Origin of the sequence: Streptomyces sp. NPDC049627, assembly GCF_044465645.1 — a bacterium.
Classification (GTDB): Bacteria; Actinomycetota; Actinomycetes; order Streptomycetales; family Streptomycetaceae; genus Streptomyces.
Genome location: NZ_JBITLW010000006.1, coordinates 525,801 through 540,721 on the forward strand (window position 1 = coordinate 525,801; position 14,921 = coordinate 540,721).

Below are 14,921 nucleotides of genomic sequence, written 5' to 3' on the forward strand. Positions count from 1 at the left end.
GGCTGGAATACGTCACTATGGTTCGTCGTTAGCACTCATCGAGTGAGAGTGCCAGGAGGAAGACAGTGCCCACCTATCAGTACCAGTGCACCGAGTGCGGCGAGGGCCTCGAGGCGGTGCAGAAGTTCACCGACGACGCCCTGACCGAGTGCCCCAGCTGCCAGGGCCGCCTCAAGAAGGTGTTCTCCGCGGTCGGCATCGTCTTCAAGGGCTCCGGCTTCTACCGCAACGACAGCCGCGGCGCCTCGTCGAGCAGCTCGCCGGCGTCGTCGAAGTCGTCGACGTCCTCCTCCTCGTCCGACTCGTCGTCTTCGTCTTCTTCGTCGTCCTCGGACTCGAAGCCGTCGAGCGCCGGCACCTCCTCCAGCAGCTCCGCCGCGTAGCACCCTCTGCTTACGGGACCCTGTCGTCGTACGGCGACGGGGTCCTCGGCGTTTGAAGGGGCGGTTAGGGTGCGGGCATGGCGAACAAGGCGAACGTCGAACTCGGCGTGATCGGCGGCTCCGGTTTCTACTCGTTCCTCGACGACGTGACCGAGATACAGGTGGACACCCCGTACGGGCCGCCCAGCGACTCCCTCTTCCTCGGCGAGATCGCCGGCCGGCGGGTCGCCTTCCTGCCCCGGCACGGACGCGGTCACCATCTGCCGCCGCACCGGATCAACTACCGGGCCAACCTCTGGGCGCTGCGCTCGCTCGGCGTGCGCCAGGTCCTCGGCCCGTGCGCGGTGGGCGGCCTGCGACCCGAGTACGGGCCGGGCACGCTGCTCGTCCCGGACCAGCTGGTCGACCGTACGAAGTCCCGGACGGGGACCTACTTCGACGGGCTGCCGCTGCCCGACGGCACCGTGCCGAACGTGGTGCACGTCTCCCTGGCCGACCCCTACTGCCCCACCGGGCGGGCGGCCGCGCTGAAGGCGGCGCGCGGGCGGGACTGGGAGCCCGTGGACGGCGGCACCCTGGTGGTCATAGAGGGTCCGCGCTTCTCGACCCGTGCCGAATCGTTGTGGCACCAGGCTCAGGGCTGGTCGGTGGTGGGCATGACCGGCCACCCCGAGGCGGCGCTCGCCCGTGAACTGGAGCTCTGTTACACCTCGTTGACGCTGGTCACCGACCTCGACGCGGGCGCCGAGACCGGCGAGGGCGTCTCGCACGACGAGGTGCTGCGGGTGTTCGCGGCGAACGTGGACCGGCTGCGGGGCGTGCTGTTCGACGCGGTGGCCGCGCTGCCGGCGAACGAGGAGCGGGACTGTCTGTGCACCGGGGCGCTGGGCGGGATGGATCCGGGGTTCGCGCTGCCGTAGGGGATTCCGGGGGCGGAACAGGGGGGCGGAACAGGGGGGCGGAACTCCTCGTTCGGGTGGGCGAGTTCTCCACAACCGGCCGGTAGTCCACGGGCTTCGGCGGGCGGCGGCGCAATGCCTCATCGTGGCGTCGCAAGCCGTTCCGTCGTCGCAGGTGGTGGTCCTCATGTCCGTTGCTCCCTCGTCCCGCTCCTGTTCCTCTCCCGCGGTTCCGCTCCCGCCGGGCCCGGACGCTCCGGCCACGTGCGAGGTGCCGCACTTCGCCCCGGTGCGGGTACGGGGCGGGCGGTATCCGCTGCGCCGGCTCGTACGGCATCGCAGGCGGGCCGTTGCGGCCGGGCTGGCCGTGACCGCGGCGGCGCTGGTGGCGGCCGGACCTCGCGACTCCGACCGGGCGCGCGGGCATCCGGTGGCGGAGCCGGTGCGCCAGCACCGGGCGGTCGAGCGGGTGTCCGCGCCGGTACGGATCGCCGACGGGGCCACCGTGCGGCTGCTTCGGCCCGGTGACCGGGTCGACGTGATCGCCGCTGAGGAGACCGCGACGGGCGGCGACGCCCAGGTGGTCGCGCGCGGGGCGCGGGTGACGAAGGTGCCGGAGCCCCTGGACGCCGCGGCCGAGAGCGGGGCCCTGGTCGTGCTCTCGGTGCCGCGCTCCACGGCGGCACGCCTCGCGGGGGCGAGTGCCACGGCGCGGCTGGCGGTGACGTTGTGCTGATCCGCGATTGGACAGGATGGCGTGGCACTGACGTAGGTTGCGGAGCGGTCTGTTCCACAACGTGTGCGTCCGAGGGGTGGCTCCGAAGTGAGCGAGAAGAAGGAACCGAGCGTCTGGCAGGGCTTCAAGACCTTCCTGATGCGCGGGAATGTCGTCGATCTGGCCGTGGCGGTGGTGATCGGTGCTGCGTTCACCAACATCGTCAATGCGGTGGTGAAGGGGATCATCAACCCGCTGGTCGGAGCGATCGGCACCAAGAACCTCGATCACTACAGCTCGTGCCTGAGCTCGACGTGCACCGGCGAGGAGGGGATCACGATCCTGTGGGGCTCCGTCCTCGGCGCAACCCTCAGCTTCGTCATCACCGCAGCCGTCGTCTACTTCCTCATGGTCCTGCCCATGGCGAAGTACCTGGCCCGCGTGGAGGCCCGCCGCAAGGCGAGGGAGGGCACCCAGGAGGTCATCGAGGTGACCGAGCTGGAGGTGCTCAAGGAGATCCGCGACGCCCTGGTCGCTCAGCGCGGCTCGGAGGCCGGCCGGCAGTAACGGCTCAGAGGTGGTGGGGCGGCTTCTCGTCGAGGAAGCGCTTCAGGTCGGCCGCGCTGTCACCGTCGGTGCCCGGCCGCTCGCCCCATCCGCGGTCCGTGTCGTCCGAGGACTGCTGGTCCAGCGGGTCGTCGAAGATCAGCGCGGGCTCGGGCTTGCGCGGCTCGGGGGCGGGGGCGGTACTCATGCGTCCAGGGTACGGCCCTCAGCTCTACGGGCTTCCTGGCCACCGCGTTCCCGGCGGGGGGTGAGAGCCTTGCGCACTTGTGAATCGCTGGGCAAGAAATTCCACGCCTCATCTGCTGTGCTTGACCCCATGACGTCCCGTTCGACTCCCGCGCCGGACTCACCCGGCGCGCCAGAGCGCCCCCGCCCACTGCGCAGGCTCACGGCCCGTGGCCGTGGCGAGGTGCACCGGACCGCCACTCCGTTGGAACTCTTCTTCGACCTGTGCTTCGTGGTGGCCATCGCCCAGGCGGGCGTCCAGCTGGTGCACGCGGTCACCGAGGGCCACGCGGGCGAGGGGATCCTCAACTACGCGATGGTGTTCTTCGCCATCTGGTGGGCCTGGATGAACTTCACCTGGTTCGCCTCGGCGTACGACAACGACGACGCCCTCTACCGGGTCGTCACCCTGATTCAGATCGCCGGTGTGCTGGTCCTGGCGGCCGGGATCTCCCAGGCGTTCGAGGACCACGAGTTCCTGGCGGTGTGGCTGGGCTACGTGATCATGCGGGTCGCCCTCGTGACGCAGTGGCTGCGCGTGGCGGGATCGAGCGAGGGCCCGGAGAGAACGATGGCCCTGCGGTACGCCGCCGGCGTGCTGCTGTGCCAGGTCGGCTGGCTGGGGCTGGTGGTCCTGCCCGAGGACGGCAGGCCCTGGGTCTTCCTGGTGATGGCGGCCTTGGAGATGTGCGTGCCGCCGTATGCGGAGAAGGCCCATCCCACGTCCTGGCATCCGCGCCACATCGCCGAGCGGTACGGGCTGTTCACGATCATCGTGCTCGGCGAGACCATCGCCGCGGCCACGGTCGCCGTGAAGACGGGCATCGACGAGAACGACGCGCTGGGCGACCTGCTGCCGATCGCCGCAGGCGGGCTGCTGATCATCTTCGCCGCCTGGTGGATCTACTTCGTGGTGCCGATCCACGGCCATCTTCGCTCCAACAAGCAGGCGTTCCTGTGGGGCTACGGCCACTACCTCGTCTTCGCCTCGGCGGCCGCGATCGGGGCGGGGCTGGAGGTGGCGGTCGAGCAGGCCGTCGGCAAGGCGCACATCTCGACGCTGGCCGCGTCGGCCGCGGTGACCCTGCCGACGGCGCTCTATCTGCTCACCGTGTGGGCGCTGCACTCCCGCTACTTCAAGGTGGGCATCGCCCAGCAGCTGGTGCTGCCGACGACGGCCCTGCTGGTGATCTGCTGCACGTTCCTGGGCGAGTGGGCGGTACTGGCGGCCGGCCTCGTCTCGGCGGGAGCGGTGGCGACCGGGACGACGCTGACGGCGCGCATGGTGACCCGGGAGAGCAGACAGGCGGTGAAGGCGCCGGTCTCCCCGAGATAGGCGGAACGGCCGACGAGGTCATGGGTCGGCGCCGGTCACTGGACGACACTGGGCGCATGACAGTTGACGCTCTGACAGACGTCGCCGGGCTGCGGGTGGGGCACGCGACGCGCATCGGCGACGGTTGGCTCACCGGGACGACGGTCGTGCTCGCCCCGGAGGGCGGGGCCGTCGCCGCCGTGGACGTACGCGGCGGGGGCCCCGGCACCAAGGAGACCGACGCGCTCGATCCGCGCAACCTCGTGCAGAAGGTCGAGGCGATCGTGCTGACCGGCGGCAGTGCGTACGGGCTCGACGCGGCGTCCGGGGTGATGGCCTGGCTGGAGGAGCAGGGGCGGGGGGTGCGGGTGGGGGTGGATCCGGCGCATGTCGTGCCGGTGGTGCCCGCCGCCTGCGTCTTCGATCTGGGCCGGGGCGGCGACTTCCGTGCCAGGCCGGACTCGGCGACCGGACGGGCGGCGGTCGAGGCGGCCGCGGCGAGCGAACCCGGCACGCCCGTGCGGGAGGGGTGCGTGGGCGCCGGCACGGGGGCCACGGTGGGGCCGGTCAAGGGGGGTATCGGCACCGCGAGCACCGTCCTGGACTCGGGGATCACGGTGGCCGCCCTGGTGGTGGCGAACGCGGCGGGGGCGGCGGTGGATCCGGAAACCGGCGTGCTGTACGGGGAGTTGTTCCAGGGACGGGTGACCTACCCGGAGGCACACGTCCACGAGGCCGCACGCCGGCGCCTCGCCGAGACCGCGGCGAGGAACGCACCGCCCCCGCTGAACACCACGCTCGCGGTGGTCGCCACCGACGCGGACCTGTCGAAGGCTCAGGCGCAGAAGCTGGCCGGCACGGCACACGACGGCATCGCACGCGCCGTGCGGCCGGTGCACCTGCTCAACGACGGGGACACGGTCTTCGCGCTGGCCACCGGGGAACGCCCGCTCGACGCCGCGCACCCCCTCGCGCTGAACGGCCTTCTCGCGGCGGGCGCGGACGCGGTGACGCGCGCGATCGTGCGTGCCGTGCGCGCGGCCGAGCCGGTGGACGGGCCGGGCGGAGCGTGGCCTTCGTACGGGGAGTTGTACGGGAAGTTCTAGGGGAGGTTGCAGGGAAGTCGCTGGGGAAGTTGCAGGGGGTGCGCCGAGCGGGAGCCGACAGCTGACGGGACGGCACCTTTCCCGTGTGTGCGATTGTCGCGGTTCTGTCACGTGACGGCATTCACCGCGCACGACGGGAACCCGGTCCGGTGGCGGTGGCCTCTTCCACCGTGGAACGGAACGGATCCCGCAGACCGCATGAAGATGGAGCAGATCGTGACAACGCCGGACATAGCAGCGCGGCGCGCACTGGGGGCCTGTGCCGCCCTGGTGATCGGCGCCCTGACCCTCACCGCCTGTGGCGGGAGCGCCAACGCCGACAACGAGGACGGGAAGGGCGGCGACTCGCCCAGGACGTCCGCGGCGAAGATCGTGATCTCGGCGAAGGACGGCTCGACGGGGGCGTCGATCAACTCGACCGGCGTGAAGGTCAGCGACGGCAAGCTGACCGAGGTGAAGATGACGGCGACGGGGAGCGGGGAAGCCGTGCCGGGTTCCCTGTCCGCCGACGGGGGCAGCTGGAAGCCGAAGGAGCAGCTGGAGCGGGGGACGAAGTACGAGATATCGGCCGCCGCGAAGGACACGGAGGGGCGTACCTCCAACGCCGACTCGACGTTCACGACGGTCTCCAAGGAGAACAGCTTCGTCGGGACGTACACGCCCGACGGCGGCACGACGGTCGGTGTCGGCATGCCGGTGTCGTTCACCTTCGACAAGGCGATCAGCGACAAGAAGGCCGTGCAGTCGCACATCACGGTCAGCTCCAGCAGCGGGCAGAAGGTGGTCGGGCACTGGTTCGGCGCGCAGCGGCTCGACTTCCGGCCCGAGGAGTACTGGAAGACCGGCTCCAAGGTCACGATGAAGATCGACCTGGACGGCGTCCAGGGCGCGAACGGCGTCTACGGGGTGCAGAAGAAGACCGTCACCTTCACCATCGGGCGCTCGCAGGTCTCGACGGTCGACGTGAACACGCAGACGATGACGGTCGTGCGGGACGACAGGACGATCAAGTCGGTGCCGATCTCGGCGGGCAGCTCGGAGTTCTCCACCTACAACGGGCAGATGGTGATCTCCGAGAAGTACCCGCAGCTCCACATGGACAGCCGCACGGTCAATCTCGCCGACGCGTACGACATCAAGGACGTGCCGCACGCGATGCGCCTGACCCAGTCGGGCACCTTCATCCACGGCAACTACTGGTACAACAAGGGCAACCCGCCCTTCGGCCGCCAGGGCACCAGCCACGGCTGCGTCGGCCTGCAGGACGTGCAGGGCGGGCAGGGGGACACGCCGTCCAAGTGGTTCTACGACAACTCGATCCTCGGAGACGTCGTGATCGTCAAGAACTCCCCCGACAAGAGCGTGACGCCGGACAACGGACTCAACGGCTGGAACATGTCGTGGAGCGAGTGGATGGCGGGCAGCGCCGCGTGATCCACTGAAACGCCGTCCCAGCAGGGATTCTTGACGGTTCGTCGGGCCGCGCGGGAACTTCTCGCGCGGCCCGCGCGTTTTACCGGACGTACGTTTTCTCGGTTCCCGGACATGATGTCCGACCGAGGGGCTACGGTATGCACCCACAAGGTGACATGCAGCAACGCCGGGAGAAACCTTGAGCGTTCCGTACGAGACGGCAGCGTACGAACCACCCGAGTCGCCGGAGTCTCCGGAGGAGCACCTCGCGCGACTACTCGGCCGCGCCCTGAACTCCTTCGAGCTGCCCGACGAGACGGTACGACGGCTCGACTGCGCGCTGGCTCATGACAGCTCGCTGCACTCCGCGCACCACAGCGCGGGGCTGCACCGCGAGACGTACCGGCACACCTGGCTGCTCGCCGACGGCTCGGCGCTCACCCTGTGGGAGCTCGTCCACAACACCGCGCGGGGCGGGGCACCGGAGCACGAGGTGTACGTCGACGAGGAGGAGCTGCGCGCCGCGACCGCGCGGCTGCCGCTGCCGCCGGACGCCCCGGACTTCGAACTGCCGGTGACGGTGCAGCTGTCGCCGATCCCCGCGCCCCGGCACGCGTACACGCCGGACGACTCACCGGACCACGCGCGCCGGCTGCTGCGCCGGGCGGAGAACGCCGACCGGCCGGGATCGGAGACGGCCGCGCTGCTGGCCACGGCGTTCGCGCACCAGATCACCCAGGCGTTCGGGCGCCCGTGCCGAGTGGGACGCGCCGGGCTGTGCTTCTCGCTCTACGAGCACGCCTTCCTGCTGCGCGACGGCAGGGAGGTCTCCCTGTGGGAGGTCGAGCACACGGCGACGCCGGACGGACGGCACATGTGCGAGGTGTACGTCGACGAGGACTCCGCGCGCGATGCGATGGAGCGGCGGGCGGCGCAGGTGTCGTAAGCCCGGCCCGGGCGTGCAGCGACCGCCCGGCTGTTCAAGGGCCGCCCCGCTGTTTCAACGACCGTCCCGCTGCTCAGCGACCGTCGTTGAGCTGCCGCACCAGTCCCGCGAACGCGTCCCGTTCCGCCGGGGTGAGTTCGACGGCCTCCAGTTCGGGGGCCGCCTGCCGCTGATGCGGGAGCGCGGAGAGCACCGGGCGCGAGTGCCTCGACGGCTGCTCGGCACGGACGCTGCGCAGGACGCGGGTCAGGCCGATCACCCACAGCACGGCCGCCACGGCCAGGACGGTCGCGCCCAGCAGCTGGAGGAACGAGACGTGCTCAGGCATGAACCCCAGTAGACACCACGGTCCGGGCCTTTGGGCCCGGACCGTGACGTATCTCGCAGGTGCCGTGAACAACTCACAGCGCCTCAAAGGGACAAGTGACTCTCTTGGCGCCTTACGCCGTTACGCCGCCACCGGCTGCTTCGCCTGCGTGGCCGAGGCCGCCGGGGACTCGGCGGCAGAGCCGCCCTCCGGTGCCGTCCTGCGCATGCCCTTCAGGAGGATGACCAGGCCGGCCGTGACCGCCGTACCGGCCGCGATGGCCAGCAGGTACAGGGCCGGCTTGCCGATCAGCAGGGTGACCCAGATGCCGCCGTGCGGGGCGCGCAGGGTGGAGCCGAAGGCCATGGTCAGCGCACCGGTCACCGCGCCGCCCGCCATGGATGCGGGGATCACGCGCAGCGGGTCGGCGGCGGCGAACGGGATCGCGCCCTCGGAGATGAAGGAAGCGCCCAGCACCCAGGCCGCCTTGCCGTTCTCGCGCTCGGCCGTGGTGAACAGCTTCTTGCGGACCACGGTGGCCAGGGCCATGCCCAGCGGCGGGACCATGCCCGCGGCCATGACGGCGGCCATGATCTTCATCGCGGAGTCGCTGGGCGACTGCACGGCGATACCGCCGGTGGCGAAGGCGTACGCGACCTTGTTGACCGGTCCGCCCAGGTCGAAGCACATCATCAGGCCGAGCAGGATGCCGAGCAGGACGGCGTTGGTGCCGGAGAGGCCGCCGAGCCAGTCGGTCATACCCTTCTGCGCCTCGGCGATGGGCTTGCCGATGACGACGAACATCAGGAAGCCGACGACCATCGAGGACAACAGCGGGATCACGACCACCGGCATGATGCCGCGCAGCACCGGCGGGATCTTGATCCGCTGGATGGCGAGGACGACCGCACCGGCGATCAGACCGGCGGCCAGACCGCCCAGGAAGCCCGCGTTGATGTTGGCGGCGATCATGCCGCCGACGAAGCCGGGTACGAGTCCGGGCCGGTCCGCCATGCCGTAGGCGATGTAGCCGGCGAGGACGGGGATCAGGAAGCCGAAGGCGACGACGCCGATCTGGAACAGCAGCGCGGCCCAGCTGTCGACCTGGAGCCAGTCGAAGTGCTCGGTGACCGGCTTGGCCTTGTTGATCTCCCAGCCGCCGATCGCGAACCCGAGGGCGATCAGCAGACCGCCGGCCGCGACGAACGGCACCATGTAACTCACGCCGGACATCAGCCACTTGCGCAGCTTGGTGCCGTAGCCCTCGCCGGGCTCGCCGGCCCGCTCGACGGGGGTGCCGCCGGGCCGGGCCGCCGCCGTGACCTCACCGCGGGCCGCCTTCTCGCGGACCTCGGCGATGAGTTCGGCGGGGCGGTTGATGCCCGCCTTCACGCCGACGTCGACGGTGGGCTTGCCGGCGAAGCGGTCCTTCTCCCGTACGGCCACGTCGTGCGCGAAGATCACGCCGTCCGCCGCCGCGATGACGGCCGGGTCGAGGCGGGTGAAGCCGGCCGAGCCCTGCGTCTCGACGACGAGTTCGACGCCCGCCTCCCGGCCCGCGTTCTCCAGCGACTCGGCCGCCATGTAGGTGTGCGCGATGCCGGTCGGGCAGGAGGTGACGGCGACGATACGGAAGGGGCGCTCGTCGGGCGTCTCGGCGGGAGCCTCGGAGGTGGTGCCCGTGGCGGCGTCGGCGGAGGCCGCCACCGACGACGCCACGGAGTCTGCGGAGGCGGCCGTGCCGGCCGCCTGGGGCTCCTCGCCCCGGATCAGCGCCGCAGCGGACGCCGCGTCGTCCACCGACCGCAGCGCGTCCGTGAACTCGGCGTTCATCAGCTGGCGGGCCAGCGACGACAGGATCGTCAGGTGGGCGTCGTCCGCGCCGGCCGGGGCGGCGATCAGGAAGATCAGGTCCGCGGGGCCGTCCGCCGCGCCGAAGTCGATGCCGGCGGCGCTGCGTCCGAAGGCGAGCGTCGGCTCGGTGACGTGCTCGCTGCGGCAGTGCGGGATGCCGATGCCGCCGTCGAGGCCGGTCGGCATCTGTGCCTCGCGGGCGGCCACGTCGGCGAGGAAGCCCTCCAGGTCGGTCACCCGGCCCAGGGCCACCATGCGCTCGGCGAGGGCGCGCGCCGCCGCTTCCTTGGTGTCGGCGGACAGGTCGAGATCGACCAGGTCCGCGGTGATCATGTCGCTCATCGCGGGCTCCTTCGCACGCGTATCGCCCGGGGAGTCTGGTGGGCGGAAAAGGGGACGGGGGTGCCGTGGGGGGTGGTGGGGCTGCGGTGGGGAGTGGCGGAGGAGGTGAGTAACGCCGAGCTTCGCCGGTCGCGGAGCGGATCGGCAAGAACTGTGACAACCACGACATTCGTCATGACACCGGCTCCTTCAGCTCACGGTCTACCGGCACCTCGGACGTCACCGTCACCGCCGCCGGGTCCAGGTCATCCGGGGACGGCATCACACTGCCGGGAAGCTGTACGGCCGCCGCGCCATGGGCGACCGCCGAGGCCAGGGCCTCCGGGCCGCTTCCGCCGGCGATCAGGAAGCCGGCGAGGGAGGAGTCGCCGGCGCCGACATTGCTGCGTACGACGTCGACGCGCGCACTGCCGTACCAGGCGCCCGTGCCGTCCACCAGCAACTGCCCGTCGGCGCCCAGGCTCGCGAGCACGGCCCGCGCGCCCATCGCGCGCAGTTCCTCGGCGGCCTTCACCGCGTCGCCCACTGTGGCCAGGGGGCGCCCGACGGCCTCCGCGAGCTCCTCGGCGTTCGGCTTCACCACGTCGGGCCGGGCACACAGGGCTTCCAGAAGCGCACGCCCGGAGGTGTCCAGCGCGATCCGCGCGCCCCCATCGTGCGCCCGCGCGACCACATCGGCGTACCAGGACGACTCGAGCCCCCGCGGCAGGCTGCCGCAACAGGCGATCCAGTCGGCGCCGCGCGACTGCTCGCGCACCGTCTCCAGAAGCAGCTCCTCTTCCTCCAGGGACAGCTCAGGACCCGGCGCGTTGATCTTCGTCAGTACCCCGTCCGACTCCGCGAGCGCGATGTTCGAGCGGGTGGCTCCGGCGACCCGCACCGCCGTGACCTCGATGCCCTGCGCGTCGAGCAGATCCGCGACGAGCGCGCCGGGCGCACCCCCGAGGGGCAGGACCGCGATCGTGCGCCGTCCGGCGGCCGCGACGGCGCGCGAGACGTTCACGCCCTTGCCGCCCGGGTCCATGCGCTCGCCGGTGGCGCGGATGACCTCGCCGCGGTCGAGGGACGGGACCTCGTAGGTGCGGTCCAGAGACGGGTTGGGGGTGACGGTGAGGATCATGCGCGTACTACTTCCGTGCCGCCGCGCTCGATCGCGGTGGCGTCTTCGGGGCTCAGCCCGCTGTCGGTGATCAGCAGGTCCACGTCGCTCAGGTGGCCGAAGCGGGCGAAGTGCTCCTGGCCGTGCTTGGAGGAGTCGGCGAGCAGCACCACCCGGCGGGCGGCGGCCACGGCAGCGCGCTTCACCGCCGCCTCGGCGAGGTCGGGGGTGGTCAGGCCGTGCTCGGCGGAGAAGCCGTTGGCCGCGACGAACAGGACGTCGGCGCGGATCTCGCCGTACGCCCGCAGCGCCCAGGCGTCCACGGCGGCGCGCGTACGGTGCCGTACGCGCCCTCCGACCAGGTGGAGCTGGATGCCCGGGTGGTCCGCGAGGCGGGCGGCGATGGGCAGGCTGTGCGTGACGACCGTGAGGGACGCCTCCAGCGGCAGTGCGGCGGCGAGGCGGGCCACCGTCGTACCGGCGTCGAGGATCATCGTGCCCTCGGTGGGCAGCTCGGCGAGGGCCGCCTTCGCGATCCGGTCCTTCTCGTCGGCCGCCGTGCCCTCCCGCTCGGCGAGGTCCGGCTCGAAGTCCAGGCGTCCGACCGGGATCGCACCGCCGTGCACCCGGCGCACGAGCCCGGCGCGGTCTAGGGCCTTCAGGTCCCGGCGGATCGTCTCCGCCGTCACCTGGAACTCCTCGGCCAGCGACAGGACGTCCACTCGGCCGCCGTCCCGGGCGAGCCGGAGGATCTCCTGCTGCCGCTCCGGTGCGTACATGTCCGTTCGCCTCCGAACTGTGCCCGAACTTGTGGTTTCGCTGGGAGGCTACGCCCGGATTTCCGGAAAGTAAACAGGTTCGGGCTCAATCGGGCATGATCGGAATTCCGAAGCGGACTGGAACGGAAACGGGCTGGACCGGAAACACGGGCTCGACCGGAAACGGCAAGGGGCCCGGCACCGAAGTGCCGGGCCCCTCCCCCGCTCCCGGGGCACCGCCCTCGGGGCGCCCGCTCAGGGGCACTCCCTCAGGACACCAGCGCGGGCTCCTTCTCCGGCGCCGGCGAAGGCTCCTCCGCCGCGCCCTCGACGTGCTGTGCCGGACGCTTCGGCAGCGCGAACATCAGCAGGAAGATGGCGGCCATCACCGCGGCCACCCAGCCCAGCGCGTTCTGGAAGGCGTCCGCGAAGGCCGGGCCCACCTGGGCCGGGGCGAGGCGGTCGCCCATCGTGCCGAAGAAGACCACCGACACCAGGCCGAGCCCGAGCGCGTTGCCCATCTGCTGAACGGTGTTGATGAGACCCGACGCCGAGCCCGCGTGCTCGCGCGGCACCTCCGACAGGATCGCGTCCGTCAGCGGGGCCACGATCAGGCCCATGCCGACGCCCATGACGACCAGCGGCAGGGCCATCTGCCAGGGCGCGATCGTCAGGCCGAAGTGCTCGGACTCCCACATGTAGAGCACCACGCCCGCCGCCAGCACCAGCGCGCCCGCCTGGAGCACCTTGCGGCCGAAGCGCGGAACCAGCTTCTGGACGGACATGCCGGCCGCCGTCGAGACGGCGATGGAGAACGGGATCCCGGTCAGGCCGGCCTTCAGCGGGCTCCAGCCCAGGCCGATCTGCATGTACAGCGTCCAGACCAGGAAGAAGATGCCGAGGGCGATGCCGAACACGGTCTGCACGGCGATGCCGGCCGCGAAGCTCTTCACCTTGAACAGGGACAGTTCGACCAGCGGGGAGCCGTCGCGGGCGGTCTTGTGCCTCTCGTACGCCACCAGCGCGGCGAACACGACGAGCGCGCCGGCCATCGAGACGTAGCCCCACAGCGGCCAGCCCAGCTCACGGCCGCGGGTGAGCGGGTAGAGCAGCATCAGCAGGCCGAGGGTGACGAGGACGACGCCGACCAGGTCCAGCTTCAGCGCCCTCGGCGCCTTGGACTCGGTGATGAAGCGGCTGCCGAGGATCAGACCCGCGATGCCGACCGGGAGGTTGATGAGGAAGATCGGGCGCCATTCGAGGCCGAAGAGGTTCCACTCGGTCAGCAGCGCGCCCAGCAGCGGGCCGGTGACCGCACCGAGGCCGACGACCGCGCCGAACAGGCCGAAGACCTTGCCGCGTTCATGGGCCGGGAAGGTGGCGTGCACGATCGACAGGACCTGCGGGACCATCAGCGACGCCATCGCGCCCTGCAGGATGCGGGACGCGACCAGCATCTCCGGGTTCGCGGCGAAGCCGCAGAGCGCGGAGGCGAGAGTGAAGCCGCCGATGCCGAGGAGGAACAGCCGCTTGCGGCCGTGGATGTCACCGAGGCGGCCGCCGGTGATCAGACCGGCGGCGAAGGCCAGGGCGTAGCCGGCGGTTATCCACTGGATCTGGCTGAAGGACGCGCCCGCGTTCTGCTGGATCGACGGGATCGCGATGTTGACGATCGTGACGTCGACGAGGTCCATGAACGCCGCGGTCATCACGATGGCGAGGGCGAACCAGCGGCGTCGGTCGGCGGTGGGAGCCGGAGCGGCCGGCGCCCGGTCGGTGAGGGTCTCGGTGGAGGTCATGGCTCGAAGGTAGACCCGCATTAGGTCAGATCGTGTCCTACTTGTGCGGCATCCTCGAATGCATGACGACGGACACTCCGGCACGGCTCCTGACGCTCCTCTCCCTCCTCCAGACGCCCCGCGAATGGCCCGGTGGCGAGCTCGCCGACCGGCTCGGGGTGTCCCGGCGCACGGTGCGGCGGGACATCGACCGATTGCGGGAGCTGGGGTATCCCGTGCAGGCGACCAAGGGGGCCGACGGCGGGTACCGGCTCGTGGCGGGCAAGGCGATGCCGCCGCTCGTGCTGGACGACGAGGAGGCCGTCGCGATCGCGGTGGGGCTGCGGGCCGGGGCCGGGCATGCGGTCGAGGGGGTGGAGGAGGCGTCGGTGCGGGCGCTGGCGAAGCTGGAGCAGGTGCTGCCGTCGCGGCTGCGGCACCGGGTGTCCACGCTGCAGGCCGCGACGGTGCCGCTGACCAGTGGGGACGGGGCGAGCATCGCGCCCGAGACGCTGACGGTGATGGCGTCGTGCGTGGCGGGGCAGGAGCGGCTGCGGTTCGCGTACCGGGCGGGGGACGGGACTCAGTCGCGGCGCTCGACCGAGCCGTACCGGCTGGTGTCGACGGGGCGGCGCTGGTACCTCGTCGCGTACGACCTCGACCGGGAGGACTGGCGGACGTTCCGGGTCGACCGGGTGAGCGAGCCGTTCGCCACCGGGGCGCGGTTCGCTCCGCGGGAGTTGCCGTCGGGGAGTGCGGCGGAGTATCTGCGGCAGTCGATGTGGCGGCGGCAGGAGACGTACGAGTTCTCGGTGACGTTCGCTGCGCCCGCGGAGTTCGTCGCGGCTCGGTTGCCGGGGTGGCTGGGGGCGCCGGAGCCGGTGGACGACGGGCGGCGGTGCCGGCTGCGGGGTACTTCCGGGGATGCCGTGGAGTGGATGGCGGTGCGGCTGGCGATGGTGGACTGCGAGTTCGTGGTGGAGTCGCCGGAGGAACTGGTGCGGTGTGTGGGGGAGTTGGGGGGGCGGTTGAGTCGGGCGGGTGCCTCTGCCTCCGGCGGTTAGGCCGGGGATGCGGTTGCCTCCGGCGGTTGGGCGGGGGTGCCTGCGGCGGCCTCCAGCGGTTGGGCGGGGGTGCCTGCGGCGGCCTGTGCGGGGTGAGTGGGGGTGCGCGTGATGCCTGCGGCGCCTGTGCGGGTGGGGTGGGGGTGCGCG

At 71.4% G+C, this 14,921-nt stretch carries 15 protein-coding genes; 9 read left to right on the forward strand and 6 right to left on the reverse strand.

Annotated features, from left to right (window positions below):
• The first annotated feature begins 65 nt into the window (after positions 1-65).
• From ACIBU0_RS19495 to mscL, 4 genes are all read left to right on the forward strand, one after another.
• Positions 66-383 (forward strand): FmdB family zinc ribbon protein, encoded by a 318-nt coding sequence (locus ACIBU0_RS19495; RefSeq protein WP_398819569.1) that lies wholly within the window; start codon positions 66-68, stop codon positions 381-383.
• A 77-nt stretch (positions 384-460) separates the two neighbouring features.
• Positions 461-1,303, forward strand: a complete 843-nt coding sequence (locus ACIBU0_RS19500; RefSeq protein WP_398819572.1) for an S-methyl-5'-thioadenosine phosphorylase — start codon at positions 461-463, stop codon at positions 1,301-1,303.
• Positions 1,304-1,469: 166 nt separating this feature from the next.
• Positions 1,470-2,018, forward strand: a complete 549-nt coding sequence (locus tag ACIBU0_RS19505) for a hypothetical protein (protein WP_398819575.1) — start codon at positions 1,470-1,472, stop codon at positions 2,016-2,018.
• 87 nt (positions 2,019-2,105) lie between these two features.
• A complete protein-coding gene (mscL, locus tag ACIBU0_RS19510) occupies positions 2,106-2,564 on the forward strand; it encodes a large conductance mechanosensitive channel protein MscL (protein WP_398819578.1) in 459 nt (152 codons plus the stop codon).
• 4 nt (positions 2,565-2,568) lie between these two features.
• Here the strand turns inward: mscL and ACIBU0_RS19515 are convergent, their stop codons facing one another.
• Positions 2,569-2,751 (reverse strand): hypothetical protein, encoded by a 183-nt coding sequence (locus ACIBU0_RS19515; protein ID WP_398819581.1) that lies wholly within the window; start codon positions 2,749-2,751, stop codon positions 2,569-2,571.
• A gap of 129 nt (positions 2,752-2,880) precedes the next feature.
• Between ACIBU0_RS19515 and ACIBU0_RS19520 the strand changes: the two genes are divergently transcribed.
• From ACIBU0_RS19520 to ACIBU0_RS19535, 4 genes are all read left to right on the forward strand, one after another.
• A complete protein-coding gene (locus ACIBU0_RS19520) occupies positions 2,881-4,125 on the forward strand; it encodes a low temperature requirement protein A (RefSeq protein ID WP_398819583.1) in 1,245 nt (414 codons plus the stop codon).
• Positions 4,126-4,181: 56 nt separating this feature from the next.
• Positions 4,182-5,210, forward strand: coding sequence for a P1 family peptidase (locus tag ACIBU0_RS19525; protein WP_398819586.1), 1,029 nt, complete (start codon positions 4,182-4,184; stop codon positions 5,208-5,210).
• Positions 5,211-5,426: 216 nt separating this feature from the next.
• Positions 5,427-6,644 (forward strand): Ig-like domain-containing protein, encoded by a 1,218-nt coding sequence (locus tag ACIBU0_RS19530; protein WP_398819589.1) that lies wholly within the window; start codon positions 5,427-5,429, stop codon positions 6,642-6,644.
• A 178-nt stretch (positions 6,645-6,822) separates the two neighbouring features.
• Entirely contained in the window at positions 6,823-7,569 is a 747-nt protein-coding gene (locus ACIBU0_RS19535; RefSeq protein WP_398819592.1) for a DUF6227 family protein, read from the forward strand.
• A 73-nt stretch (positions 7,570-7,642) separates the two neighbouring features.
• On the opposite strand, the gene ACIBU0_RS19540 is transcribed toward ACIBU0_RS19535, so the two are convergent.
• The 5 genes from ACIBU0_RS19540 to ACIBU0_RS19560 form a co-directional block, all read right to left on the reverse strand.
• Positions 7,643-7,897, reverse strand: coding sequence for a hypothetical protein (locus ACIBU0_RS19540; protein ID WP_398819595.1), 255 nt, complete (start codon positions 7,895-7,897; stop codon positions 7,643-7,645).
• 120 nt (positions 7,898-8,017) lie between these two features.
• On the reverse strand, positions 8,018-10,072 hold the full coding sequence (locus ACIBU0_RS19545) for a fructose-specific PTS transporter subunit EIIC (protein WP_398819598.1): 2,055 nt from the start codon (positions 10,070-10,072) through the stop codon (positions 8,018-8,020).
• Between the two features lie 172 nt (positions 10,073-10,244).
• Positions 10,245-11,192 (reverse strand): 1-phosphofructokinase, encoded by a 948-nt coding sequence (gene pfkB, locus ACIBU0_RS19550; protein WP_398819601.1) that lies wholly within the window; start codon positions 11,190-11,192, stop codon positions 10,245-10,247.
• On the reverse strand, positions 11,189-11,950 hold the full coding sequence (locus ACIBU0_RS19555) for a DeoR/GlpR family DNA-binding transcription regulator (protein ID WP_398819603.1): 762 nt from the start codon (positions 11,948-11,950) through the stop codon (positions 11,189-11,191). Before ACIBU0_RS19555 ends, pfkB begins: the two co-directional genes overlap by 4 nt.
• Before the next feature lie 248 nt (positions 11,951-12,198).
• Positions 12,199-13,728 (reverse strand): MFS transporter, encoded by a 1,530-nt coding sequence (locus ACIBU0_RS19560; protein WP_398819606.1) that lies wholly within the window; start codon positions 13,726-13,728, stop codon positions 12,199-12,201.
• 62 nt (positions 13,729-13,790) lie between these two features.
• On the opposite strand from ACIBU0_RS19560, the gene ACIBU0_RS19565 reads away from it, so the two are divergent.
• On the forward strand, positions 13,791-14,771 hold the full coding sequence (locus ACIBU0_RS19565; protein WP_398819609.1) for a helix-turn-helix transcriptional regulator: 981 nt from the start codon (positions 13,791-13,793) through the stop codon (positions 14,769-14,771).
• Positions 14,772-14,921: the final 150 nt, after the last annotated feature.